Below are 22,854 nucleotides of genomic sequence, written 5' to 3' on the forward strand. Positions count from 1 at the left end.
CGCAGGCCCTCGGCGAGGAACGAGCCGGGGGCCGTCGCGGGCGCAGGTCGAGCAGGCGCAGCGACCGAGGAACGAGGTCGCGAAGCGCGTCGAGACCACCGCAGCCGGTCCCGGGGACGCCACCGACGACGGCGGGCCGTCCGTGGTCCAGGGTGAGAGATCGGCTGCGGGGGTCTCGACTCGCCCGGCGCGCCAGCGCGCCCCGGGCGGCTCGACCAACGAGACGCCACCCGGCTCAACGACGAAAGGCCCCGCACGAGCAGGTGCTCGTACGGGGCCTCTGTCACCGGTGCGTCCGTGAGATCGGTTACGGGGGTCTCGACGCGCTCGCACGGGTTCGTTCCTCACCCGTGTCGCTTGCTCGACCTTCGCCCGCCACGGCACTCCGCTCGTTCCTCGCGGAGTGCCTGCGGTCTCACCGCGCGGCCGAACCCTCGGTGTAGTCCTTGTCGCCGGTCTGCCACGAGAAGTGGGCGCGCAGCGCCTTGCCGGTGGCCTCGATCGAGTGGCCGGCCTCCTTGTCGCGGAGCTCGGTGAACTCGGGGGCGCCGGCGTCCTGGTCGGCGATGAAGCGCTTGGCGAAGGTGCCGTCCTGGATGTCGGAGAGGATGCCCTGCATCGACTCCTTGACCTTGGCGTCGACGACGCGCGGGCCGGAGACGTAGTCGCCGTACTCGGCCGTGTCGGAGATCGACCAGCGCTGCTTGGCGATGCCGCCCTCCCACATGAGGTCGACGATGAGCTTGAGCTCGTGCAGCACCTCGAAGTAGGCGATCTCGGGCTGGTAGCCGGCCTCGGTGAGGACCTCGAAGCCGGTCTGCACGAGGTGCGACATGCCGCCGCAGAGCACGGCCTGCTCGCCGAACAGGTCGGTCTCGGTCTCCTCGGTGAAGGTGGTCTTGATGACGCCGGCGCGGGTGCCGCCGATGCCCTTGGCGTAGGACTTCGCGAGGTCCCAGGCGGTGCCGCTGGCGTCCTGCTCGACGGCGATGATGTCCGGGATGCCGCGGCCGGCCTCGAACTCGCGACGCACGGTGTGGCCGGGGGCCTTCGGCGCGACGAGGATGACGTCGACGCCGGCCGGGGCCTGGATGTAGCCGAAGCGGATGTTGAAGCCGTGGCCGAACACGAGGGTGTCGCCCTCGGCGAGGTGCGGCTCGATCGACTCGGCGTAGACGTGGCGCTGCACCTGGTCGGGGGTGAGGATGACGACGACGTCGGCCTCCTCGACGGCCTCGGCGACCGTCTTGACGGTGAGGCCGGCCTCCTCGGCCTTGGCCTTGCTCTTCGAGCCCTCGGCCAGGCCGACGCGGACGTCGACGCCGGAGTCGCGCAGGTTGAGCGCGTGGGCGTGGCCCTGCGAGCCGTAGCCGATGACCGCCACGTTCTTGCCCTGGATCAGGGACAGGTCGGCGTCGTCGTCGTAGTAGATCTCAGCCACGAGGGCTTCTCCTTCTGGGGTTGGTTTCCGGCGGCCTCGACAGGCTCGACCGCCGGGGGAACGGCGTCAGCCCGCGTGGGCGGGCGCGACGGGAACGGCGACCGGGCGCAGGCTGCGCTCGGAGATGGAACGGGAGCCGCGGCCGATGGCGACCTGGCCGGACTGCACGAGCTCGCGGATGCCGTAGGGCTCGAGCATGGTGAGGAAGTCGGCGATCTTGCCGCGGTTGCCGGTGATCTGCATCGTGATCGCGTCGGGGGCGATGTCGATGACCTTGGCCCGGAAGAGCTGCACGATCTCGAGCACCGAGCCGCGGGTCTCGACCGAGGCGCCGACCTTGACCAGGATCAGCTCGCGGTTGACCGACGAAGTCGGGTCGAGCTCGACGATCTTGATCACCTCGACGAGCTTGTTGAGCTGCTTGGTGACCTGCTCGAGCGGCGAGCCCTCGACGGCGACGACGATCGTCATCCGCGAGATCTCGGGGTGCTCGGTCGGGCCGACCGCCAGGGAGTCGATGTTGAAGCCACGACGGCTGAACAGCCCGGCGATGCGGGCCAGGACGCCGGGCTTGTTCTCGACCAGGACGCTCAGGGTGTGGGTGGTCATCTCAGACGTCGTCCTTGTCGAACTGGGGCGCGAGGTCGCGCGCGTACTTGATCTCGTCGTTGCTGGTGCCGGCGGCGACCATCGGCCAGACCATGGCGTCGCGGTGCACCCGGAAGTCGACGACGACCGGCACGTCGTTGATGCCCATGGCCTTCTCGATGGTGGCGTCGACGTCCTCGGGCCGCTCGCAGGCCAGGCCCACGCACCCGTAGGCGTCGGCGAGCTTGACGAAGTCGGGGATGCGCTTGGAGTGCAGGTCGGTGTTGGAGTAGCGCTCGTTGTAGAACAGCGTCTGCCACTGGCGCACCATGCCGAGCGACTCGTTGTTGATGATCGCGACCTTGATCGGGATGTCGTTGATCGCGCAGGTGGCGAGCTCCTGGTTGGTCATCTGGAAGCACCCGTCGCCGTCGACGGCCCACACGACGGAGTCGGGCATGCCGACCTTGGCGCCCATGGCCGCCGGGACGGCGTAGCCCATGGTGCCGAGACCGCCGGAGTTGATCCAGGTGTTCGGGTTCTCGTAGCCGATGAACTGCGCGGCCCACATCTGGTGCTGGCCGACGCCCGCGGCGATGATCGTCTCGGGGCCCGAGATCGCGCCGAGCCGCTCGAGCACGTACTGCGGGGCGAGGGCGTCGTCGACCGGCTTGTCGTAGCCGAGCGGGTAGGTCTTCTTGATGCCGGCGACGAAGGCGACCCAGCCCTCGTAGTCGCCGGTGCGGCCCTCGGCCGCCTCGGCGCGGACGGCGGCGGTGAGCTCGACGAGCACCTCGCGGACGTCGCCGACGATCGGCACGTCGGCGTGGCGGTTCTTGCCGATCTCGGCCGGGTCGATGTCGGCGTGGATGACCTTGGCGCCGGGCGCGAACGAGTCGAGGTTGCCGGTGACGCGGTCGTCGAAACGGGCGCCGAGGCTGATGATGAGGTCGCTCTTCTGCAGCGCGGCGACCGCGGCCACGGTGCCGTGCATGCCCGGCATGCCGAGGTGCTGCACGTGGCTGTCGGGGAAGGCTCCGCGCGCCATCAAGGTGGTCACGACCGGGATGCCGGTCAGCTCGGCGAAGGCGAGCAGCTCGCGCGAGGCGCGGGCGCGGATGGTGCCGCCGCCCACGTAGAGGACGGGCTTGCGCGACTCGAGCACCAGCCGGGTGGCCTCGCGGATCTGCTTGGCGTGCGGGCGGGTCACGGGCCGGTAGCCGGGGAGCACGATCTCGGAGGGCCAGTCGAAGGTGGTGGTCGCCTGCAGGGCCGACTTGGCGACATCGACGAGCACCGGGCCGGGGCGGCCGGTCGAGGCGATGTGGAAGGCCTCGGCGACCGTGCGCGGGATGTCGGCGGGATCGGTGACGAGGAAGTTGTGCTTGGTGATCGGCATCGTGATGCCGCGGATGTCGGCCTCCTGGAAGGCGTCGGTGCCGATCATCGCGGCGCCGACCTGGCCGGTGACGGCGACCATCGGCACGGAGTCCATGTGCGCGTCGGCGAGCGGCGTGACCAGGTTGGTCGCGCCGGGGCCCGACGTCGCCATGCACACGCCGACCCGGCCGGACGCCGCTGCGAAGCCCTGGGCGGCGTGGCCGGCGCCCTGCTCGTGGCGGACGAGGATGTGCCGGATCGAGGAGTCCATCAGCGGGTCGTAGGCCGGCAGGATCGCGCCGCCCGGGATCCCGAAGATCGTCTCCGTGCCGGCCGCCTCCAGGGACTTGACCAGGCTCTGCGCGCCGGTGATCTCTTCGCTCATCGTGTTCCTCGGTGGTTCGGGTGGTGCAGGTCTGGGGCAACAAAAAACCCCTCGGCCCGGTGGCTTCGAGGGGTGACGCGCTGTCGCTGGGTCGGGTGGGTGACGTCAGCAGCTGGCGCGTCGTACGCGTACGAGAAGGTTTCCACGCATGACGCCACCGTAGCGCGCGGCCCCTCGAGGCCGCACCCGAGTCTTGCACGGTCTCGCATCGTGGGACTCGCGTCCCATCATCCGGTCAGGTGGCGTCCTGGTCAGCGGGCTTCTCGGTGCGCCCGAGCCACGTGGTGATGCAGGCCAGGTTGCCCTGTGCGTCGGAGAGCACCCAGAACGCCGGGGCGCGCTCGTCGCTGACCAGGGTGCCGCCGGCCTCGAGCGCCTTCGCGATGCGGGCCTCGGCCGTCTCGGGCGGCACGCGCAGGTCGAGGTGCCAGCGCTGTCGCGGGGTGTCGTGGCGCTCGGTCTCCTGCGCCCAGATGCTCGGCATCGTGCCGTCGGGGTCGTTGAGCTCGCCGTCGTGCTGCGCGTTGCCCTCGTAGCCGAGCAGGGCCGCCCAGAACGGCTTGACCTCGTCGAAGTCCCAGGTGTCGAGGCCGAGCTCGACGACGCTCACCTCCCCCGGCCGGGCGGTAGCGCCGAGGCGCCCGGCGGCGTCGCTGATCTCGCGGGCGAGCCGGACGTCGCGCTGGGTGACGCCGCCGACGTCGTGGCTGCTGAGCCGGACGTCGACGCGCGGGTAGGTGAGGTCGACGTCGGGGTGGTGGTTCGCGGCGTCGGCGAGTGCGGCGATCTCGGCCACGAGGGCCGCACCGGTCTCGAAGCTGCCGGTCTCGAAGCGCGCGTGCAGGCGGGTGAACAGCAGCCGCCAGTCGGCGAGCAGCTCGGCCTCGACGTCGTGGCCGTTCAGGATCGTCTGGTCGTCGGTCTCGTCACTCATGGCAGCACCTTCTGTCCGATCTCTCCGGGGTTGGTGGCGACCTCCCAGCGGAAGCCGTCGGGGTCGGCGAAGTAGCCGGTGTAGCCGCCCCACTCGCGCTCCTGTGGCTCGCCGACCGTCTCGGCCCCGGCCCGCCGCGCCAGGGCGAGGACGGCGTCGACCTCCGCGGGCGTGGCCACGTTGTGCGCGAGCGTGAGCGGCGCGACGCCCGGGCCGGCGGCGACGACGCCGACCTCGGCCTCGAAGTGCTCGCGCTGCCACAGGGAGAAGACCAGCCTCTCGCCGACCTGGATCATGCAGACGTCGCCCTCGACGTAGAGGTCCTCGGTCCAGCCGAGACCGTCGAGGTAGAAGCGCCGCGAGGCCTCGAGGTCGGTGACCGCGAGGGTGACGAAGCTGATCCGCTGGTCCATCGGTCCGACCCTGCCACGCCTCGGCCGTCAGGTCACCACACGCAGGGGCGTGCGTTGGGCGCCGTCGTCGGCGAAGTTGGCCGGCGAGAGCCAGCGCTCGTGCTCGGCGCGGACGGCGGGCCACTCCGCGTCGGTGACCGAGAACCAGTCGGTGTCGCGGTTGCGCCCCTTCGTCACCAGGTGGTGACGGAAGCGTCCCTCGTGGGTGAAGCCCAACCGGGCGGCGGCCCGACGCGACGGCTCGTTCAGGCTGTCGCACTTCCACTCGAACCGCCGGTGGCCGAGCACGTCGAAGGCCCAGCGCATCAGCAGGTGGGTGGCCTCGGTGGTGGCCGGCGTCCGCTGCAGGCGCCGCGCGTAGAGCACCCCGGCGACCTCGACCTGCCCGTGGGCGGGCTCGACGCGCATGAACGAGATGATCCCGGCCGCCTCCCCACCGAGCGGGCCACCGACCGGGACGACGGCCCAGGTCTCGACCCCGGGCACCGCGAGCTGGTCGGCGACGAAGGTCTCCATGGCGGGGACGTCGGCCGGCGGCTCGGTGGGCCGGTAGGTCCACAGCGCGTGGTCGTCGGGCCCGCACAACGAGCGGTGCAGGGCCGGGGCGTGGACGACGTCGAGGGGCTCGAGCGCGACGTGGTGCCCGGCCAGGCGCACCGGCGTGGGCCAGGCGCGCGGCGTCCACGCCGGCACGAGGTCACCGACAGGCTGGCCGTGCACGTTCTCCTCGGGCATGTGCCGACCCTAGGGTTCGGGACGTGACCGTCGCGCGTCAGTTCCACCTCGTCACCGCCGTGGTCGTGACCGCGACGCTCGCGCTCCAGCTGGTGCTGGTGCTGCAGGGCGGCCGGGTGCTCGACGAGACCTCGCCGCCGGACCTTCCGGTACGTCTGGCCCGCCTCGTCGCCTACTTCACGATCCAGAGCAACGTGCTCGTCGCGGTCGTGGCCTGGCAGCTGGCCCGCGACCCCGCCCGCGACGGCGCCGGCTGGCGCGTGCTGCGCCTGGCCTCCCTGGTGGGCATCACCATCACCGGCGTCGTCCACTTCGTGCTCCTGCGGCCCCTGCTCGACCTCGACGGCGCCGACCGGCTCGCCGACAAGCTGCTCCACCTGGTCGTGCCGCTGCTCGCCGTCGCCGGGTGGCTGCTGTTCGGCCCGCGCCCGCGCACCGCCGTGCGGACGGCGGCCCTGGTGCTGGTCTGGCCGGTGGCGTGGCTCGTGGTCACGCTGCTCGTCGGGGCGGCCACGGGCTGGTACCCCTACCCGTTCCTCGACCACCGCGAGGACGGCGCCGGCGCGGTGGTGCTCGCCTGCCTCGGCATCACCGCGCTCTTCGTCGTCGTCGACGCGGCCCTGGTGGCCCTCGACCGACGCTTGCCACCCACGGCAGACTCGACCCCATGAGCGACGGCATCGACCCGAGCGTCCCGCCCAGCGGCACCGGCTGCGCCGACTGCGACGACGTCGGCGGCTGGTGGGTGCACCTGCGCCGCTGCGCGCAGTGCGGTCACATCGGCTGCTGCGACTCCTCCCCCGCCCAGCACGCCTCGGCGCACTTCCGCGCGACCGGCCACCCGGTCATGCAGAGCTTCGAGCCGGGCGAGGAGTGGTTCTGGGACTTCGCCACCGACACCGACGCCGACGTGCCCGAGGGTCTCGAGCTCGCCCCGCCGACGTCACACCCCGACGACCAGCCCGCCCCGGGCCCGAAGGGCCGCGTGCCGCTCGACTGGCGCCAGCACATCCACTGACGTCAGGAGGCCTTGCGGCGGGAGCCGACGGCCTCGCCGACCGCCAGCACGACCGTGAGCCCGACGCTGCTGCCGACCAGGAGCATCACCAGGCCGACGACCCACAGCCCGCTGTCGTCGGTCGACGCCGCGTCGACCGACCACGGCACGGCGAAGCCGACGGTGGCTGCGACGGCGAGCGCCGGCACGGCCGAGCCGCCGCGGGCGAAGCGCTGGGCGACGAGCGCCGCCAGCACGACGGTGAGGCCGCACGCGACGACCTGCCAGGGGCGGTAGGGGCCCTGGGCGACGCCGTCGACCAGGTAGTACTCGTCGTCCCAACCGAGCCACGCGAACCACGCGCCGGCCGCTGCGAGGGCGAGCACGAGGCAGACGGAGGTGAGGCGGGCGAGGGTGAGGCGGGCGGCCGCCCGGAGTGTCGTGGTGTCCATGGACCGAGCCTGGGCCGCGCCGCCCGCCCGGGCATCCGTCCTCGTGCTCAGGAAGGTCTCGGCGCCGGTCAGCGGCCGGCGGTCCGGCGCCAGGCGCTGAACGAGCGCACGGTCGACTCGCGGGGCCGCACCAGCCAGGGCCACGGGTGGAGCTCGCGGACGTCGAGGCGGGCGCGGCGGCGGGCCCAGCCGGGCACCGGCGCGTAGGTCGTGGCGAGCCGGCGGCCCGCGAGCTCGCCGACGACGTCGCCGCGGCGCACCTCGAGGTCGCGCTCGAGCGCGAGGTCGCCGAGGCACTCGGCCAGGAAGACCAGTCGCTTGCCCGAGAGCCGCAGGCGGGCGAGCAGCGGCTCGTCGAGGACGAACACGGCAGGACGGTCGGGGTCGGCCGCCAGGGCCGGGTCGGACGCGCCGAGGGACTCCGCGGTCAGCCACACGACGTCGGCCCCGTCGCCGTCCGCGACCTCAGCGCGCTCGAGGTCGTCCGGCCCGCCCGGCACGGGGCCGCGGCCGAGGTCGGGGCCGTCGGCGACCGGCGGGCCGACGGGGGCCTCGGGCCAGTCCTGGATGGGGCAGGCGTCGCGCAGCCCGCAGCCGCGGCACAGCTCGGGCGCCCGCTTCTCGACCTGCCAGCGGCTGAAGCCGTAGGGCTTGCCGCTGCCGGTGCCGACCGTCCACTGCCAGCCGAGCCGGTTGGCGGCGCGCGAGCCGTCGAGCAGGTGGGCGAACATCGCGTCCTCGCCGGTGCGCCACTCGGCGCCGGCGCGGACCGACCACTGCGCCGCCAGCCACATCCGGGTCTGGTTGACCAGCCACCCGTCGTCGGTGAGGGACTCGACGAGGAAGGCGTTGCAGGCCATGTCGGTGCGCAACGGCTCGGGCCACCGCTCGGGCCGGGGCTGCTCGCGGCGCACCGAGCGGCCGAGGTCGGGCCCGACCCGGGCGTAGAGGTGGCGCGCGTACTCCTGCCACAGCAGCTCGTCGCGGTAGCGGCCGCGATCGCGGGACGGCGCCCCGGCGACGGCGTCCCACAGCTCGGGCAGGGTGACGAGCCCGTGGCGCACGTAGGGCGACATCCGGGTCGCGCCGCGCCGCGACTCCGGCAGCACGGTGCTGCGCGAGCGGGCGTAGCCGGTGACGTCGAGCGCGGCCAGCGCGGCGTCGGCGGCCGTCTGCCCGCCACGCACCAGCCCGGGCCGCAGGCCGTCGGCTCCCTCGCGGGCGAGGTCGCCGAGGTGCTCACGCACCCACGCGACGACGTCGTCGGGCGTGGCCCCGGCACCGGGGGCCGGGGGCGTCGGAAGCACGGACACCGCTCCAGCGTCGCAGCCGCCGCGTCACCCCAAGGTGTGCCGCCGGGTCCTGCGCTGGGCCTACTGCGGAGCTGCCGACGCAGCGGTGTCGAGCGTCTCGGGGGCGACGAGCCACGGCAGCAGCGCGAGCAGGCTGATGAGCGCGGTGACCGCGAACGCCCAGCCGTAGCCGGCCCGGTCGGCGACGACGCCGACGAGCACGGGGCCGAGGATGGCGCCGCCGTCCTGGAACATCTGGAACGTGCCGAGCACGGTGCCGCCGCTGCGCTCGCTGCCGATCACGTCGGCCACGGTCGCCTGCTGACCGGGGTTGACCAGGCCGGCGCCGATGCCGGAGAAGGCCGAGAGCACGAACAGCACGACGAGGTCGTGGCTGAGGCCGAGCAACCCGAAGCCGAGGGCGGTGACGGCGAGGCCGACGAGCACGAGCGGACGTCGTCCGACCGAGTCGGCGACGCGGCCGGCGACCTGGAGGGTGGCGGCCGTGCCGAGGGCCGCGAGCGCGAGGGCCACGCCGGCCACCCACGTCTCGTCGCGCACCACGAGCGCGAACTGCGGGACGACGGCGACCCGCACGCCGAAGTTGCACCACCCGTTGGCGAACGCCGAGGCCAGGCAGGCCCGGTAGGCCGGCAGGGCCAGCGCCGCGGCGAGCCGCATCGGCGGCGCCGGCGGGCCGCCGGAGGCCGGACGCAGCTGGGCGCCGGTCAGCCGCAGCGCCACGACGGCGGCCGCGACGACGAGCGCGACGGCGTAGGCGACGAACGGCACCCGCAGCCCGAACCCGGCGAGGGCGCCGCCGAGCACGGGGCCGACCATGCCGCCGATGAGGAACGAGCTGGCGTAGGCCGACGACACCCGGCCGCGGATCGTCGGCGGCGCGAGGCGCACCAGCAGCGCCATCGCCGAGACGGTGAACATGGTCGAGCCGATGCCGCCGAGGCCGCGCAGCACGAGCAGCTGCACGTAGGACTGGGCGAACGCGGTCGCCAGCGACGACGCGGCCACCACGAGCAGCCCGGTCAGGTAGACCGGGCGCTCGCCCAGCCGCGACACGAGCGCCCCGCCGGCCGGGGCGAAGACCAGCCGGAAGAACGCGAAGATCGACACCACGAACGAGGCCGCGGCGACACCGACGTCGAAGCTGCGGGCGTAGGCGGGCAGCACCGGCGAGACGAGCCCGAAGCCGATCGCGATGACGAACGCCGACGCGATGAGCACCTTGATCTCCGCCGGCACGGGCGGTCGCGCCGTCGTCGAGGGGCGCGGGGACACCTCAGCCAAGGGAGTCGAGCACCTCGCGCACGGCGGTCAGCCCGCGGGTCACCTCGTCGAACGACGTCGACAGGGGCGAGAGCCCGAGCCGGAGACCGCCCGGGTCGCGGTAGTCGGGGACGACGTCGCGCCGCCACAGCTCGGCGGTGACCTCCCGCATGAGCGGGTGGTGCAGGGTCACGTGGCCGCCGCGCCGCTCCGACTCGCGCGGCGAGGCGAGCGTGGTGTCGGGCAGCAGCTCGGCCGCGAGGGCGATGGCGTGCTCGGTCAGCGCGACCGACTTCGTGCGGACGGCGTCGATGCCGACCTCGTCGACGAGCGCGAGCATGTCCTGCAGCGCCAGCATGCCGACGACGGGCGGGGTGCCCGAGAGCATGCGCCGGACGCCGGCGGCCGGGGCGTAGGTGGGACCCATGAGGAACGGGTCGGCGGCCCCCATCCAACCCTGGACCGGCTGCGCGAGGTCGTCGTGGAGCGCCTCGTCGACGTAGACGAAGGCGGGGGCGCCGGGCCCGCCGTTGAGGTACTTGTAGGTGCAGCCGACCGCGAGGTCGGCGTCGCAGGCGTCGAGGGCCGTGGGCACCGAGCCCACCGAGTGCGACAGGTCCCAGAGCACCAGCGCCCCGGCCCCGTGGGCGATCTCGGTCAAGGTGGGCATGTCGGCGAGCCAGGCCGAGCGGTAGGCGACGTGGCTCAGGACGACGAGCGCGGTCTGCTCCCCCACCACCGCGGCGAGCTGGTCGGGCGTGACGCCGGCGCTGGTGTCGACGTCGATCCAGCGCAGCGTGAGCCCGCACTCGCGCGCGACGCCGTCGGCCACGTAGCGGTCGGTCGGGAAGTTGTCGCGGTCGACGACGATCTCGGTGCGTCCGGGACGCAGCGCGACCGCGGCCCGCATCGCCTTGTAGAGCAGCACCGTCGTGGAGTCGCCGACGACCGTCTGGCCCGCGGCGGCGCCGAGGCACACGCGGCCGATCTCGTCGCCGACCACTTCGGGCAACCGGAACCACGACTCGTCCCACCCACGGATCAGCCGCTCGCCCCACTCGGTGGTGACGAACGTGCTCAGCCGATCGGCGGTGGCCCTGAGCGGACGCCCGAGCGAGTTGCCGTCGAGGTAGACCAGCGGCGACTCCGTGCCGACGAAGCGGTCGCGGTAGCCGGCGAGGGGATCGAGGTCGTCGCGGTCGGGCACGGGCCGAGCCTAGGGCGTGGTCGACACCCGGCGGTCGCGACCGGTAGACCTGCCGCGTGGAGATCCGCCGATTCACCCTCGACGACCACGAAGCCTCCTACCGTCTCGCGGTCGAGGCCTTCGGTTCCTCGCCCGGCGGCGTCCCGCCGCGGCCGGCCGCGCTGCCCGAGGGCCGCGAGGTCTGGCTCGCGCTCGTGGACGGCGACCTCGCGGCCCGGGTGGCCGCGCACTCCTACGAGTCGTGGTGGCACGGCGTCCGGGTGCCGACGTGCGGCGTCGCCAGCGTCGCCGTCGCGCCGGAGCGCCGGGGGGCCGGGCTGCTGCGGCCGCTGTTCGCAGCGATGCTCGCCGCGGGCGCCGAGCGCGGCGACGTGGTCTCGACGCTCTACCCGACCGCCAACGGGATCTACCGCCCGCTCGGCTACGAGGTCGTCACCTCGTTCGACACCGTCCGGCTCGCGACGGCCGAGCTGGCCGGCGTCCGGGCGCCGAGCGGCTCCACGACGGTGCGGCGGGCCGGCGTCGACGACCTGCCGGCGATGACGGCCGTCTACGACGCGTGGGCCGCCGCGCAGAACGGGCCGCTCAACCGCACCGGCCCGCGGTTCGCCCGGTCGCCGCAGGAGCTGCTCGACGACGTCACGGCCGTCTCGCTCGCCGTCGAGGGCGACCGGGTGGTGGGCTTCGCCTCGTGGGACCGCGGCGAGGGCTACGACCCCGCGACGGCGAGCCTCGAGGTGCACGACCTCGTCGCCGTCACCGCCGACGGCTACCGCGCGCTGTGGCGGATGCTCGGCACGCACACCTCGGTCGCCGGCACCGTGCGCCTGCACACCTCCGGCGACGACCCGGCGCGCTGGGTGCTGCCGACGGCCACGTGGGACGTCGTCGCCCGCCACCCGTACATGCTGCGGGTGCACGACCCGGCCGCCGCGTTCGGCGCGGTCTCCGGTCCGGCGCACCTGGCCGGCGCCACCGTGCCGTTCCGGGTCGTCGGCGACCCGCTCGGCGTCGCGGACGGCGACTACCGGCTCGACCTCGACGGCGCCACCGGCGCGGCCTCGTGCGAGCGCGCCGACGGCCTCGGTGGCCAGGACGTCGCGACCTACACGATGTCGGGACTGGCGCTGGCGTGGTCGGGCGCGCAGTCGTGCGCCAACCTGCGACACGCGGGCCACCTGAGCGGCCCGTCGACCCACGACCGTCTGCTCGACGCGCTGCTGCGCTCACGACCCCTGCACGTGCGGGACTACTTCTGAGCCGGGTGTGGAACGCTCCACGCCATGTCCGACCACGGTGAACCCCCGCAGCAGGCCCGGCCGTACTCGCCCCCGCCGCCGTCAGCACCCCCGTCGCCGCAGCCGTCAGGCCCCTACGGCTTCCCCGGCCACCCCGCCGGCGGGATGGTCGACGTCGACCCCCGCTCCGCCGGCCTGGAGCGCCGCGAGAAGCCGGGATGGGCGCTGCTGTTCGTGGCGTGCGGCGCGTTCGGCATGGTCGCCGCGCTGTTCCTGCCCCGGTGGGCCGAGATCCGGGTCTACGGCTCCTCCCCCTCCGATCTCTCCACGTCGCGGGAGTACCCGGGCCTGTTCGACACCCTCGACGAGGTCCGGGGCACCGACGGGATGGCCGCCGACCCCGGCGCCCTGGCCTCGGCCTTCTTCCCCTGGCTCGCCGTGGGGCTCACGGCGGCCTGCATCGTGGCGGCGCTCGTCGCCGCCGTCGGCCTGCGCCGCGCCGCGCTCACCAACGCCGCCCGCGTCGTGGCGGTCGTGCTCGGCCTGGCCGCGGTCGCGCTCGCCGTGGTGGCCGTGTTCAGCCTCGGCTTCGAGATCGAGGGCAGCGGCGAGGCCACGACCTCCAGCCCGACGTCCGCGGCCCCCGACGCACCAGGGCCTGACGAGGGTGCCGACGAGCAACGCGCCCGGGTCGTGCCGGGCGCCATCGGCTACGTCGGCTGGCTTCTCGCCACGCTCACCATCACGATCGCCGGCCTCATCGGGCCACGCATCACCTACCTCCTGCCGGCGGGGGCCGCGGCACCGCAGCTCGCCGGTCCACCGGGACCGGCCGGCGCGCCCGTCGTCCACGGCGCCCCGTTCGCGCCCGGTCTGCTGCGCCACCGCACCCACGTCGGCGCCGTGGTGCTCGCAGGCCTCGGGGCCCTGCTGTGCCTGGCCGGCTACACCTTCCTCAGCTGGGCGAGCGCCGCCGACACCGTCACGTTCATCGACATCGGCGACTCCGTGCGCGACGCCGGCGGCAGCGGCAACGGGTTCGCCGAGGCCTACTTCAGCTTCCTGGGCTGGCTGGTGCTCCTCGTCGCGATCGTCGTCGTGGTGCTGGTCGTGCTCGGCCTGAAGCCGTCGGTCAACCCGCGCGCGCTGCGGCCGGTGCTGGTGGTCACCGCCGTCGTCCTGCTGCTGGTGCACCTCGGTGCGCTGGTCGACCTCGACCTGCCCGAGTACGGGCCGGCCGCGTGGGTGATCGGGTTCGGGCTGGGGGCGCTCGCGGTCGCGGCGATGCTGCCGCTGCGCACCACGGCCCGGGTCGCCTACCAGCCGTCGTGGCCTACTGGAAGCTGACGAACCGGACGGCGGGCCGGACCCGGCGCACGTCGCGCGGCGACATCCGGTCGACGTCCTCGTCGTAGAAGAGCTTGAACCCCATGTGGAACCGGTCGTGGCGGGCCACCGCGCGGTAGGTGTCGAGCTTCTGGCCCGGGGTGCCGAACCCGTCGACGTGCTGCACCATCGCCAGGTTCGCCCGCGTCTCGACCCGTTCGATGTTCGGGATCATGTCGGTGCGGAACTGGTGCAGCACGAACAGCTTCTCGGGCAGTCCCTGGCGGGCCGTGAACGCGTCGAGCCAGGCGCTCACGTAGTTGACCTCCTGCGGTCGCACGGCCCCGATCACCCGCCCCGGCACCTCGTCCTTCGCCATGCGCCACTCGGGGTCGAGCGCGAGCCCGACGTGCGGCTCGCGCAAGGCCCACGCCAAGCGCCGGGCGACGTCGATGAACGGGGCGCGACCGGTCTGGATGTCGAGGAGCAGCAGGGCGCCGTGGCGGCGGGCGGCGTCGACGTAGCGCTGCACGACCTCGCGCGGGACGTCGTGGCTGTAGTCGCCGTCGGGGCCGGGACGACCGTCGGCGATCGTGACGATGAGCTCGTAGACGAGGGTCACCCGGCTGTCCGGGCGCTGGAACGGCTTGGCCGCCCGCTGCAGCCGGCGGTGCATCTCGTCGGGGCCGGCCTCGCCGAGCACCCCGAGCGACGGCGTCTGGCCGGTGCCGTAGTAGGCGACCAGGAACCGGTTGCCGCCGAAGATGTGCCCGTCGGGTGCGTGGGTGCTCGGCACCGGCGGGGCGGGGTCCGCCGGTGCCGGCGGCCGGGTCTCCTCCGACGACGGCGCGGCCCCGCCCGGCGCGGGCACCGCGACCGGGCCGGGGTCGCCGGCGGCGCCGGGGTCGTCGCCGGTGAGCCGGGTGGTCGCGGCGACGACGAGCAGCAGCACGAAGGCTGCCGCTGCTGCGCCGAGGGCCCGAGCCTCTCGGTCAGCGGTCACGCGTCAGGAGGTGACGGCGCCGTGCGCGGCAGAGGCGACGGTGCGGGCGTACTTGCCGAGCACCCCGCGGGTGTACTTCGGAGGCAGCGGCTCCCAGCCGGCCTGGCGGGCCTCGAGGTCGTCGGGTCCGACCAGCTCGACCTCGAGCGAGCGGTTGAGCACGTCGAGGGTGATCGTGTCGCCGTCGCGCACGAAGGCGATCGGGCCGCCGTCGACCGCCTCGGGCGCCACGTGGCCCACGCAGAGGCCCGTGGTGCCGCCGGAGAACCGGCCGTCGGTGAGCAGCAGGACGTCCTTGCCGAGCCCGGCGCCCTTGATCGCCCCGGTGATGGCGAGCATCTCGCGCATGCCGGGTCCGCCCTTGGGGCCCTCGTAGCGGATGACGACGACGTCGCCGGCGACGATCGAGCCCTCGGTGAGCGCGTCCATCGCGGCGCGCTCGCCGTCGAAGACCCTTGCGGTGCCGGTGAAGACCGACTCGTCGAAGCCGGCGCTCTTGACGACGGCGCCCTCGGGGGCGAGCGAGCCCTTGAGAATGGTGAGGCCGCCGGTGGCGTGGATGGGCCGGTCGATCCTGCGGATGACGTCGTCGTCGAGCTCGGGCGGCGCGATGTCGGCGAGGTTCTCGGCCATCGTCTTGCCGGTGACGGTCAGGCAGTCGCCGTGCATGAGGCCGGCGTCGAGCAGCGCCTTCATCACGACGGGGATGCCGCCGACGCGGTCGACGTCGTACATGACGTACTTGCCGAACGGCTTGAGGTCGCCGAGGTGCGGCACCTTGTCGCCGACGCGGTTGAAGTCGTCGAGGGTCAGGTCGACCTCGGCCTCGCGGGCGATCGCGAGCAGGTGCAGCACCGCGTTGGTCGAGCCGCCGAGCGCCATGACCACGGTGATGGCGTTCTCGAACGCCTCCTTCGTCATGATCTGGCGGGCGGTGATGCCACGACGGAGCAGCTCGACGACGGCCTCGCCCGACTTGTGCGCGTAGCCGTCGCGGCGGCGGTCGACGGCGGCCGGGGCGGCGCTGCCGGGCAGCGACATGCCGATCGCCTCGGCGACGGCGGCCATCGTGTTGGCGGTGTACATGCCGCCGCAGGCGCCCTCGCCGGGGCAGATGGCCCGCTCGATGCGGTCGACCTCGTCGCGGCTGATCTTGCCGGCCAGGCACGCCCCGACCGCCTCGAAGGCGTCGATGATGGTGACGTCACGACCGTCGACCTGACCGGGCATGATCGAGCCGGCGTAGAGGAAGACCGAGCTCAGGTCGAGGCGGGCGGCGGCCATGAGCATGCCGGGCAGCGACTTGTCGCAGCCGGCGAGCAGCACCGAGCCGTCGAGGCGCTCGGCCATCATCACGGTCTCGACCGAGTCGGCGATGACCTCGCGCGAGACCAGCGAGAAGTGCATGCCCTCGTGGCCCATCGAGATGCCGTCGGAGACGGAGATGGTGCCGAACTCGAGCGGGTAGCCGCCGGCGGCGTGCACGCCGTTCTTGACCGCCTTCGCGAGCCGGTCGAGCGAGAGGTTGCACGGGGTGATCTCGTTCCACGACGACGCGACGCCGACCTGGGGCTTCTCCCAGTCGTCGTCGCCCATGCCCACCGCCCGGAGCATCCCTCGCGCCGCGGCCCTCTCGAGACCGTCGGTGACGTCGCGCGAACGGGGCTTGATGTCGGGCGTGTCGCTCATGCTCCGAGGATAGGACGGCGCGCGCGCCGTCCGTGACCGGTCCCGACCGGCGGTCGGGCCTCAGCGCTCGGCGGCGTCCTTGAGCCGGGCCAGGCCCCGCTCGAAGTCCTTGCCGAGCAGCCGGTCCATCGACACGACCCTGCCGAGCACGGCCATCACACCCTTCTGCTCGCCGGTCATCGTCCAGGTGACGGTGGTGCCCTCGGCCGCGGGCACGATGTCGAACACGACGTCGCTGGTCGAGCGCATCGGCCGGAGGAAGGTGAGGCGGACGTCGACGGCCTCGGGCGTCGAGCCGACGACCTCCATCGTGCCCTGACCGGCCTTGCGGTTGCCCGACCAGGAGTAGTGGGCCCCGACGCCGGCGTCGGCGCCGCTGTAGCTCCGCTCGAGGCCGGGGTCGACGTCCTCCCACGGCGACCACGCCCGCCACTCGCGCAGGTCGCTGACGAGGCGGTGCACCAGCGCCGGGTCGGCGGCGATGGAGGTGGAGCGGCTCACGCGGTAGGTCGCCATCCGCGCATCGTGACACAACCGTTACCGAATGGGGCGGCCCGGAGGCCGCGCCCGGCCCCGGCGCGGTCGTCGCTACGGTGACGCGGTGATCCGGTCCCCCATCGTGCTGGTGCTGATCGGCATCGCCTCGGTGCAGCTCGGCGCGGGCGTCGCCAAGTCGCTCTTCGACGACGTCTCGCCGTCGGCGCTGGTGTTCCTGCGCCTGGCGACCAGCACGGTGATCCTGCTGGCCTGGGCCCGCCCGAGCCTGCGCGGTCGCAGCCGCAGCGACCTGCTCGTGCTCCTCGGCTTCGGCGCCAGCCTCGGCATGATGAACCTGGCGATCTACCAGTCCTTCGCCCGCATCCCCCTCGGCATCGCGGTGACGATCGAGTTCATCGGCCCGCTCACCCTGGCCGTCGTCGGGTCGCGACGCGCGCGCGACCTGGTCTGGGTCGGTCTCGCCGCCGTGGGCGTCGTCCTGCTCGGTGCCGAGCGCGCCGACCTCGACGTGGTCGGCGTGCTGTTCGCCCTCGTCGCGGGGGGCTGCTGGGCGGCCTACATCCTGCTCTCCGGGGCGACCGGACGACGCTTCGAGGGCCTCGACGGCCTCGCCCTCGCCAGCGCGGTGGCGATGCTGCTGGTGATGCCGTTCCTCGCCGTCGGCGACGCGACCGACGGCATGCTCGACCCGCGCGTGCTGCTCCTCGGCGCCGCGGTCGGCCTCCTGTCGTCGGTGGTGCCCTACAGCTGCGAGCTGGTCGCGCTCCGCTCGCTCAAGCCGGCCACCTTCGGCATCCTCATGTCGCTCGAGCCGGCCGCGGCCGCGCTCGCCGGCATCCTCGTCATCGACGAGTCGCTCTCGGGCCTGCAGTGGCTCGCGGTCGCGTGCGTGGTCGCGGCGAGCATCGGCGCGACCCGGCAGCGTCCGGTCCTCCACGAGCCCGCCCCCGACTAGCGACGCGGACGGCGCTTGCGCCGGCCCGCGCCGCTGATGGTGGCCGAGCGAGCCGTCGTCGGGGGCGAGCTTGCTCGCACCCCGACGAACCGGCGTGCCGAGACCGACGCAGGATCAACGGCGACCGCACCACGGCCGTGGGATCGCGACAGGCTCGATCACCGGATGATGGCAGCCTGTGAGTTCACGAAGTTGTCACGCCGCAGTGATGCCCCCGGGCGCCTCGGCACGTAGGTTCGACAGCATGCTCGGCACCCCACCCATGCGCGGTCCTCTCCGGGGCCTGGTGCAGCGAGTTCAGGACTGGCCTGTCGCCTCCCAGCAGCAGGCCCGTCGCAACGCGATGGTCGCCGCGACCGCGTGTGCCCACCGTCGCGCCGAGCGCGAGGACGTCGCCGACTTCCTCGACGCCCTGAGCGCCCCGCCCGCCGCCGAGACCGCCCCCGAGGTCTCGCTGGTGCGCCACTCCTCACGCGCGTAGCCGCCCGTCGCCTCGCGGCGTGGGGCACAATCGGCGCCATGCCGACCTCCGCCGCGCACGCCGTCGCGCACCCCTCGCCGGCCTTCCGCGACATCCGTTCCGACGACGGCACCACGCTGCGCGCCTGGACCAACGACCCCGACGGCGTCATCGACGGCCCCACCGTCGTGCTGTGCAACGGCCTCGGCACGAACGCCTGGTGCTGGCCGGCCCTGCTCACGCCCGACTGCGGCGTCCGCGTCGTGTCGTGGAACCACCGCGGCGTCGGCGGCTCCGAGCGACCGGCCGACCCGACGCACGTCGAGATCGAGCACTTTGTCGAGGACGGCGTCTCGGTCATGGACGCCTTCGGCATCGACCGCGCTGTGCTCATGGGCTGGTCGATGGGCGTGAACACGATGTTCGAGCTCGCTGCCCGCTACCCCGAGCGGGTCAGCGGCCTGTTCGCCGTGGCCGGCGTACCCGGCGACACGTTCTCGACGATGCTCGCCCCGTTCCGGCTGCCGCGGTTCGCGGCCCGGGCGGTCACGGTCAACGCCGCGCGCGTGCTGTCGCTGGTCGGCAAGCCGCTCTCCCCGATCGCCCGCTCCCTGCCGATCGGCCGCAAGACGGTCGCGGTCGTCTCCCACTCCGGCTTCATGCTGCCCGTCGCCGACCCCGAGCTCGTGGCCGTCGGCATCAAGGAGTTCCTCACCACCCCGCTCGACTGGTACTTCCACCTCGCGCTCAGCACCTCGCGCCACATGCGCGTCTCGCTGAGCACCATCGACGTGCCGGCCGTGTTCGTCGCGGGCCGGTGGGACGTGCTCGCCGGGTCCCGGCACATGGCGACCGCCGCCGACCGGATGCCCGACGCCGACTACGTCGAGCTGCGCGGCTCGCACTTCCTGCCGATGGAACACCCCGACGTCGTCCACGGCCTGCTGCTCGAGCTGCTCGACAAGGTCGGCTGACGCCGGTGCGCACCCGTTCCCTCGGGGCCCTCGTGGCGACGTCCGCGCTGCTGCTCGCCGCCTGCGGCCAGGGTGGCAACGAGACCGAGGTGACCGTCTCCGGCACCAGTCCTGCCGCCAGCGGGACGCCGTCCGCCACCGACGCCCCGTCGTCCGGGACGCCCGAGACCGGCACCGAGACCGGCGAGCCCTCGGCCGAGCCCGACCCGACGGGCCCGCCGGCCGTCGTCACCGAGATCGCCACGGGGCTCGAGGCGCCGTGGGGCCTCGACTTCTTCGCCAACGGCGACGCCATCGTCACCGAGCGCGACACCCGCCGGGTGCTGCGCGTGACGCCGTCCGGCGAGGTCACCGAGCTCGGCGTCGTCGACGCCGCGCGGCCCACCGGCGGCGGGGCCGAGGACGGGCTGCTCGGCGTCGCACTGTCGCCGGACTTCGAGCAGGACTCCCTCGTCTACCTCTACCTCTCGACCGTCGACGACAACCGGGTCGTGCGCACCACGCTGACCGACGGTGAGCTCGGCGAGATCGAGGTGCTGCTCGACGGCATCCCGCACGGCTTCATCCACGACGGCGGCCGGCTGGCGTTCGGTCCCGACGGCTTCCTCTACGTCTCCACCGGCGAGGCCGGCGAGCCACCGCTGGCCCAGGACCGCGCCTCCCTCGGCGGCAAGGTGCTGCGCCTGACGCCCGACGGCGACCCGGCGCCCGGCAACCCGTTCGACTCCCCCGTCTACTCCTACGGCCACCGCAACGTCCAGGGCCTGGCCTTCGACGACCAGGGCCGGCTGTGGGCCTCGGAGTTCGGCCAGGACGCCTTCGACGAGCTCAACCGCATCGAGGCCGGCGGCAACTACGGCTGGCCCGAGGTCGAAGGGCGCGGCGGGGGCGGCGCGTACGTCCAGCCGCAGCAGACCTGGGCCACCGACGACGCCTCACCGTCCGGCCTCGCCTTCGCCGACGGCGCGCTCTACATGGCCTCGCTGAAGGGCGAGCGCCTGTGGCGGGTCACCGTCCGCGGCCAGCGGGCGGTGCGGCCGAAGGCGTTCTTCATCGGTGAGTACGGCCGCATGCGCACCGTCGCCACCGCCCCCGACGGCACGCTCTGGCTGACCACCAGCAACCGCGACGAGCGCGGCGAGCCCCGCGAGGGCGACGACCGGATCCTGCAGGTCCGGCCCTAGCGGTCGGCACGGGACTCAGCCGTCGCCGCGCTCCTGGGCGTTGCGGATGACGCACAGCTGGTTGCCCTCGGGGTCGGCGAGGGTGACCCAGCCGGTGCCGGGTCCGTACTGACCGCGGCGGTCGGCGACGAGCGTGGCGCCGTGGGCGAGCAGCCGCTCGACCTCGTCGTCGCGGGTGCCCTCGCGGGGCGCGACGTCGAGGTGGATGCGCTTGGCCGGCAGCTCGTCGTCTGGGACCTCGATGAAGAGCAGCTGCTGACCGGACTCGGGGTCGCGGATCATGCACTCCTCGTGCCCGGGCTCGTTGGGGTCGCCGTCGATGTCGACGTAGCCGAGCACGGGCTTCCACCACTCGGAGAGCGCGTAGGCGTCGTGGCAGTCGATGGTCACGTGGGACAGGAAGGAGGTCACCGGCCGAGCCTGACACCGTGGCGGGCGAGCTGCGACTCCAATTCGGCGAGGCCGTCGAGGAACGTCCAGTGGACGCCGGCCAACCCGACCGACCGCGCGCTCTCGACGTTGTCGAGCCGGTCGTCGACGAACACCACCTCGCCTGGCCCGACGCCGATGCGCTCGACGGCCCGCTCGAAGTAGGCCGGCTCGGGCTTCACCGCGCCGAGCTCGTAGGAGTAGCAGGAGACGTCGAACAGCTCGTCGTAGCCGAGCGTCGTGCGCATGTAGGCCGCGCGGTGGCGCTCCTGGTTCGTGCCGAGGTGGACGCCGTAGCCCGCCGCCCGCAGCCGGTGCACGAGCTCGATCGAGCTCGGCACGACCTCGATCGAGGTCCACACGGCGGCGAACAGCTCCTCGACGGCGACGTCGACGGCGTAGGCGGCCAGGTGCGCGCCGAGGTGCTCGAGGAAGTCGGCCTCACCGCGCAGGCAGGCCGCCTCGGTCGCCCACGAGTCGTGGATGAACTGCTCGGCACGATCGCCGAGCCAGGGCCGGACACCCTCGAACCAGCCGCCCGGCAGGTCCTGCAGGACGCCGTCGGCGTCGAGCAGGACGTGACCGGCGTCAGGCAACGTCGTTGGCCGCGATCCAGGCGAGGATGCGGTCGGCGAGCTCGGGGCGGCAGACGACGAGGTCGGGTAGGTAGACGTCGTCCTGGTTGTAGCGCAGGGGCGTGCCGTCGATGCGGCTGGTGAACAGCCCGGCGGCGCGGGCGACCGCGACCGGGGCGGCGCTGTCCCACTCGTACTGGCCGCCGGCGTGCACGTAGGCGTCGGTGATGTCGCGCGCGACCGAGAGCACCTTCACGCCGGCCGACCCCATCGCGACCAGCTGGGCGTCGAGCTCGGTGGCGAGGCCGTGCACGAACTCGGGCGGGCGGCTGCGCGAGACGGCGATGCGCGGGCTCGCGCTGGTGCACGGCGGGACGACGGGCGGGACGCCGGTGGTGAAGGTCTCGCCGAGGGCGGGCTGCGCGACGGCGCCGGCGGTCAGGTCGCCGCCCTCGCCGGCCGAGCGCTCCCAGAGCGCGACGTGCACGGCCCAGTCGTCGCGTGGGGGCTCGGAGAACTCGCGGGTGCCGTCGAGCGGGTCGATGATCCACACCCGCTCGGCCTGCAGCCGGACCTTGTCGTCCTTGCCCTCCTCCGAGAGCACGGCGTCGGTCGGGCGGTGCTGCGCGACGAGCTCCATGAGCAGCTCGTGCGCGGCGCGGTCGCCAGCGTCCTTGAGCTCGCGGCCCTCGAGTCCCTCCCCGCGGACCTCGAGCAGGCGGCGTCCGGCCTCGTCGGCCAGCCACGCGGCGAGCACGTGGTCGTCGGTCGCGGCGGACTCGGGCGGGATGCTGGGCTCGTAGGTCACCGGGTGAGGTTACCGAGGGTGGTGGGGCTCGGTTGCATGCGCTTGGCACGCTGGTCGAGGTGCGAGGTCGCCCGCGACCTCGCCTCGAGACCACCGCCGAATTCCGGCGGTTGTTGCACCAAGTGGTGGGTGATGGGTGAGAGGTTGCGGTTCATGCCTGGTACGAGGTTGACGTTGGAGCAGCGGCGAGTGATCGAGAGGGCGTATCGGGCAGGTCTGACCCAGCGTCAGATCGCGGCGGTGGTCGGCAAGCATCACTCGACGATCTCGAGAGAGCTGAGCAAGCGGTTTCCGGCGCCGGGGGTGCGCTCGCCTCGACGATCGATGGCGCGGGGCGGTGGTCTGGGCTACGAGCGGGTCTACAACGCGGCGAACGCGCAGCGTCACGCCGCGATCAAGGCCAGGCGTCCGAAGGCTCGTCGGCTCGACCACGCGCCGTTGCGGGACAAGGTGTGGGAGCTGTTGCGGGCAGACTGGTCACCGAAGCAGATCTCGCGGTGGCTGCCCGGCCAGTACCCGAAGAACGAGCGGATGCGTGTGTCGCACGAGACGATCTACCAGTCGCTGTTCGTCCAGACCAAGGGCGAGCTCAAGCGCGAGCTGACCG

The 22,854-nt window shown here is 73.4% G+C and carries 25 protein-coding genes; 9 read left to right on the plus strand and 16 right to left on the minus strand.

The genetic code is table 11. From position 1 onward, the window contains the following. Positions 1-415: 415 nt before the first annotated feature. The 6 genes from ilvC to ABFT23_RS16220 form a co-directional block, all read right to left on the minus strand. Positions 416-1,441 (minus strand): ketol-acid reductoisomerase, encoded by a 1,026-nt coding sequence (gene ilvC, locus ABFT23_RS16195; protein ID WP_347896979.1) that lies wholly within the window; start codon positions 1,439-1,441, stop codon positions 416-418. Between the two features lie 66 nt (positions 1,442-1,507). Further along, complete coding sequence (gene ilvN / locus ABFT23_RS16200) at positions 1,508-2,050, minus strand: acetolactate synthase small subunit (RefSeq protein WP_347896981.1); 543 nt, start codon at positions 2,048-2,050, stop codon at positions 1,508-1,510. Position 2,051: 1 nt separating this feature from the next. Beyond that, complete coding sequence (locus ABFT23_RS16205; RefSeq protein WP_347896983.1) at positions 2,052-3,794, minus strand: acetolactate synthase large subunit; 1,743 nt, start codon at positions 3,792-3,794, stop codon at positions 2,052-2,054. Between the two features lie 235 nt (positions 3,795-4,029). Next, positions 4,030-4,728: a 4a-hydroxytetrahydrobiopterin dehydratase gene (locus ABFT23_RS16210; RefSeq protein WP_347896985.1), complete on the minus strand. Its 699-nt coding sequence runs from the start codon at positions 4,726-4,728 to the stop codon at positions 4,030-4,032. After that, positions 4,725-5,141 carry a VOC family protein gene (locus tag ABFT23_RS16215; RefSeq protein WP_347896987.1) on the minus strand — a complete coding sequence of 139 codons (417 nt, stop codon included), beginning with the start codon at positions 5,139-5,141 and terminating at the stop codon, positions 4,725-4,727. Before ABFT23_RS16215 ends, ABFT23_RS16210 begins: the two co-directional genes overlap by 4 nt. Positions 5,142-5,168: 27 nt before the next feature. Continuing rightward, positions 5,169-5,876 carry a GNAT family N-acetyltransferase gene (locus tag ABFT23_RS16220; RefSeq protein WP_347896989.1) on the minus strand — a complete coding sequence of 236 codons (708 nt, stop codon included), beginning with the start codon at positions 5,874-5,876 and terminating at the stop codon, positions 5,169-5,171. Between the two features lie 23 nt (positions 5,877-5,899). Between ABFT23_RS16220 and ABFT23_RS16225 the strand changes: the two genes are divergently transcribed. Then, positions 5,900-6,547 carry a Pr6Pr family membrane protein gene (locus ABFT23_RS16225; RefSeq protein ID WP_347896991.1) on the plus strand — a complete coding sequence of 216 codons (648 nt, stop codon included), beginning with the start codon at positions 5,900-5,902 and terminating at the stop codon, positions 6,545-6,547. Then, positions 6,544-6,894, plus strand: coding sequence for a UBP-type zinc finger domain-containing protein (locus tag ABFT23_RS16230; protein WP_347896993.1), 351 nt, complete (start codon positions 6,544-6,546; stop codon positions 6,892-6,894). Before ABFT23_RS16225 ends, ABFT23_RS16230 begins: the two co-directional genes overlap by 4 nt. A gap of 2 nt (positions 6,895-6,896) precedes the next feature. On the opposite strand, the gene ABFT23_RS16235 is transcribed toward ABFT23_RS16230, so the two are convergent. The 4 genes from ABFT23_RS16235 to ABFT23_RS16250 all read right to left on the minus strand — a co-directional run bounded on the left by ABFT23_RS16235 (position 6,897) and on the right by ABFT23_RS16250 (position 11,108). Further along, the gene (locus ABFT23_RS16235; RefSeq protein ID WP_347896995.1) at positions 6,897-7,325 is read right to left on the minus strand and encodes a hypothetical protein; all 429 of its coding nucleotides are present in this window, start codon (positions 7,323-7,325) and stop codon (positions 6,897-6,899) included. Positions 7,326-7,393: 68 nt separating this feature from the next. After that, on the minus strand, positions 7,394-8,638 hold the full coding sequence (locus tag ABFT23_RS16240; RefSeq protein WP_347896997.1) for an FAD-binding domain-containing protein: 1,245 nt from the start codon (positions 8,636-8,638) through the stop codon (positions 7,394-7,396). 60 nt (positions 8,639-8,698) lie between these two features. After that, complete coding sequence (locus ABFT23_RS16245; RefSeq protein WP_347896999.1) at positions 8,699-9,913, minus strand: MFS transporter; 1,215 nt, start codon at positions 9,911-9,913, stop codon at positions 8,699-8,701. Position 9,914: 1 nt separating this feature from the next. Further along, a complete protein-coding gene (locus tag ABFT23_RS16250) occupies positions 9,915-11,108 on the minus strand; it encodes a kynureninase (RefSeq protein WP_347897001.1) in 1,194 nt (397 codons plus the stop codon). A 56-nt stretch (positions 11,109-11,164) separates the two neighbouring features. On the opposite strand from ABFT23_RS16250, the gene ABFT23_RS16255 reads away from it, so the two are divergent. Next, positions 11,165-12,367, plus strand: coding sequence for a GNAT family N-acetyltransferase (locus ABFT23_RS16255; RefSeq protein ID WP_347897003.1), 1,203 nt, complete (start codon positions 11,165-11,167; stop codon positions 12,365-12,367). Between the two features lie 24 nt (positions 12,368-12,391). After that, the gene (locus tag ABFT23_RS16260) at positions 12,392-13,693 is read left to right on the plus strand and encodes a hypothetical protein (protein WP_347897005.1); all 1,302 of its coding nucleotides are present in this window, start codon (positions 12,392-12,394) and stop codon (positions 13,691-13,693) included. Here ABFT23_RS16260 and ABFT23_RS16265 read toward each other — a convergent pair. From ABFT23_RS16265 to ABFT23_RS16275, 3 genes are read right to left on the minus strand one after another with little or no spacing between them, the layout of a single operon-like run. Beyond that, the gene (locus ABFT23_RS16265) at positions 13,680-14,675 is read right to left on the minus strand and encodes a hypothetical protein (RefSeq protein WP_347897007.1); all 996 of its coding nucleotides are present in this window, start codon (positions 14,673-14,675) and stop codon (positions 13,680-13,682) included. The genes ABFT23_RS16260 and ABFT23_RS16265 overlap by 14 nt on opposite strands. Before the next feature lie 3 nt (positions 14,676-14,678). Then, positions 14,679-16,364: a dihydroxy-acid dehydratase gene (gene ilvD / locus ABFT23_RS16270; protein ID WP_347897009.1), complete on the minus strand. Its 1,686-nt coding sequence runs from the start codon at positions 16,362-16,364 to the stop codon at positions 14,679-14,681. Positions 16,365-16,424: 60 nt separating this feature from the next. Further along, positions 16,425-16,880 (minus strand): SRPBCC family protein, encoded by a 456-nt coding sequence (locus tag ABFT23_RS16275; protein ID WP_347897011.1) that lies wholly within the window; start codon positions 16,878-16,880, stop codon positions 16,425-16,427. 85 nt (positions 16,881-16,965) lie between these two features. Between ABFT23_RS16275 and ABFT23_RS16280 the strand changes: the two genes are divergently transcribed. The 4 genes from ABFT23_RS16280 (at position 16,966) to ABFT23_RS16295 (ending at position 20,435) form a co-directional block, all read left to right on the plus strand. Further along, the gene (locus ABFT23_RS16280) at positions 16,966-17,817 is read left to right on the plus strand and encodes an EamA family transporter (RefSeq protein WP_347897013.1); all 852 of its coding nucleotides are present in this window, start codon (positions 16,966-16,968) and stop codon (positions 17,815-17,817) included. Between the two features lie 244 nt (positions 17,818-18,061). Further along, positions 18,062-18,298, plus strand: coding sequence for a hypothetical protein (locus ABFT23_RS16285; protein ID WP_347897015.1), 237 nt, complete (start codon positions 18,062-18,064; stop codon positions 18,296-18,298). A gap of 38 nt (positions 18,299-18,336) precedes the next feature. Further along, positions 18,337-19,251 carry an alpha/beta fold hydrolase gene (locus ABFT23_RS16290; protein ID WP_347897017.1) on the plus strand — a complete coding sequence of 305 codons (915 nt, stop codon included), beginning with the start codon at positions 18,337-18,339 and terminating at the stop codon, positions 19,249-19,251. A 5-nt stretch (positions 19,252-19,256) separates the two neighbouring features. Beyond that, a complete protein-coding gene (locus ABFT23_RS16295; RefSeq protein ID WP_347897019.1) occupies positions 19,257-20,435 on the plus strand; it encodes a PQQ-dependent sugar dehydrogenase in 1,179 nt (392 codons plus the stop codon). A gap of 15 nt (positions 20,436-20,450) precedes the next feature. On the opposite strand, the gene ABFT23_RS16300 is transcribed toward ABFT23_RS16295, so the two are convergent. The 3 genes from ABFT23_RS16300 to ABFT23_RS16310 are packed head-to-tail and all read right to left on the minus strand — an operon-like array spanning position 20,451 to position 22,247. After that, complete coding sequence (locus ABFT23_RS16300) at positions 20,451-20,846, minus strand: VOC family protein (RefSeq protein ID WP_347897021.1); 396 nt, start codon at positions 20,844-20,846, stop codon at positions 20,451-20,453. Beyond that, complete coding sequence (locus tag ABFT23_RS16305; protein WP_347897023.1) at positions 20,843-21,460, minus strand: HAD family hydrolase; 618 nt, start codon at positions 21,458-21,460, stop codon at positions 20,843-20,845. Before ABFT23_RS16305 ends, ABFT23_RS16300 begins: the two co-directional genes overlap by 4 nt. Next, positions 21,453-22,247 (minus strand): 3'(2'),5'-bisphosphate nucleotidase CysQ, encoded by a 795-nt coding sequence (locus ABFT23_RS16310; RefSeq protein WP_347897025.1) that lies wholly within the window; start codon positions 22,245-22,247, stop codon positions 21,453-21,455. The genes ABFT23_RS16305 and ABFT23_RS16310 overlap by 8 nt, the downstream gene beginning before the upstream one ends. A gap of 153 nt (positions 22,248-22,400) precedes the next feature. Here ABFT23_RS16310 and ABFT23_RS16315 point away from each other — a divergent pair. After that, positions 22,401-22,854: transposase (locus ABFT23_RS16315; protein ID WP_457623579.1), on the plus strand; the 454-nt coding region annotated here is incomplete at its 3' end.

The organism is Nocardioides secundeburneus (assembly GCF_039939255.1).
GTDB lineage: Bacteria > Actinomycetota > Actinomycetes > Propionibacteriales > Nocardioidaceae > Nocardioides.

Bases quoted from the DNA above. Each gene is read 5' to 3' on its own strand.
- ilvN (WP_347896981.1), bottom strand. From the start codon at position 2,050: ATGACCACCCACACCCTGAGCGTCCTGGTCGAGAACAAGCCCGGCGTC.
- ABFT23_RS16205 (WP_347896983.1), bottom strand. From the start codon at position 3,794: ATGAGCGAAGAGATCACCGGCGCGCAGAGCCTGGTCAAGTCCCTGGAG.
- ABFT23_RS16210 (WP_347896985.1), bottom strand. From the start codon at position 4,728: ATGAGTGACGAGACCGACGACCAGACGATCCTGAACGGCCACGACGTC.
- ABFT23_RS16215 (WP_347896987.1), bottom strand. From the start codon at position 5,141: ATGGACCAGCGGATCAGCTTCGTCACCCTCGCGGTCACCGACCTCGAG.
- ABFT23_RS16220 (WP_347896989.1), bottom strand. From the start codon at position 5,876: ATGCCCGAGGAGAACGTGCACGGCCAGCCTGTCGGTGACCTCGTGCCG.
- ABFT23_RS16230 (WP_347896993.1), top strand. From the start codon at position 6,544: ATGAGCGACGGCATCGACCCGAGCGTCCCGCCCAGCGGCACCGGCTGC.
- ABFT23_RS16235 (WP_347896995.1), bottom strand. From the start codon at position 7,325: ATGGACACCACGACACTCCGGGCGGCCGCCCGCCTCACCCTCGCCCGC.
- ABFT23_RS16260 (WP_347897005.1), top strand. From the start codon at position 12,392: ATGTCCGACCACGGTGAACCCCCGCAGCAGGCCCGGCCGTACTCGCCC.
- ilvD (WP_347897009.1), bottom strand. From the start codon at position 16,364: ATGAGCGACACGCCCGACATCAAGCCCCGTTCGCGCGACGTCACCGAC.
- ABFT23_RS16275 (WP_347897011.1), bottom strand. From the start codon at position 16,880: ATGGCGACCTACCGCGTGAGCCGCTCCACCTCCATCGCCGCCGACCCG.
- ABFT23_RS16285 (WP_347897015.1), top strand. From the start codon at position 18,062: ATGCTCGGCACCCCACCCATGCGCGGTCCTCTCCGGGGCCTGGTGCAG.
- ABFT23_RS16290 (WP_347897017.1), top strand. From the start codon at position 18,337: ATGCCGACCTCCGCCGCGCACGCCGTCGCGCACCCCTCGCCGGCCTTC.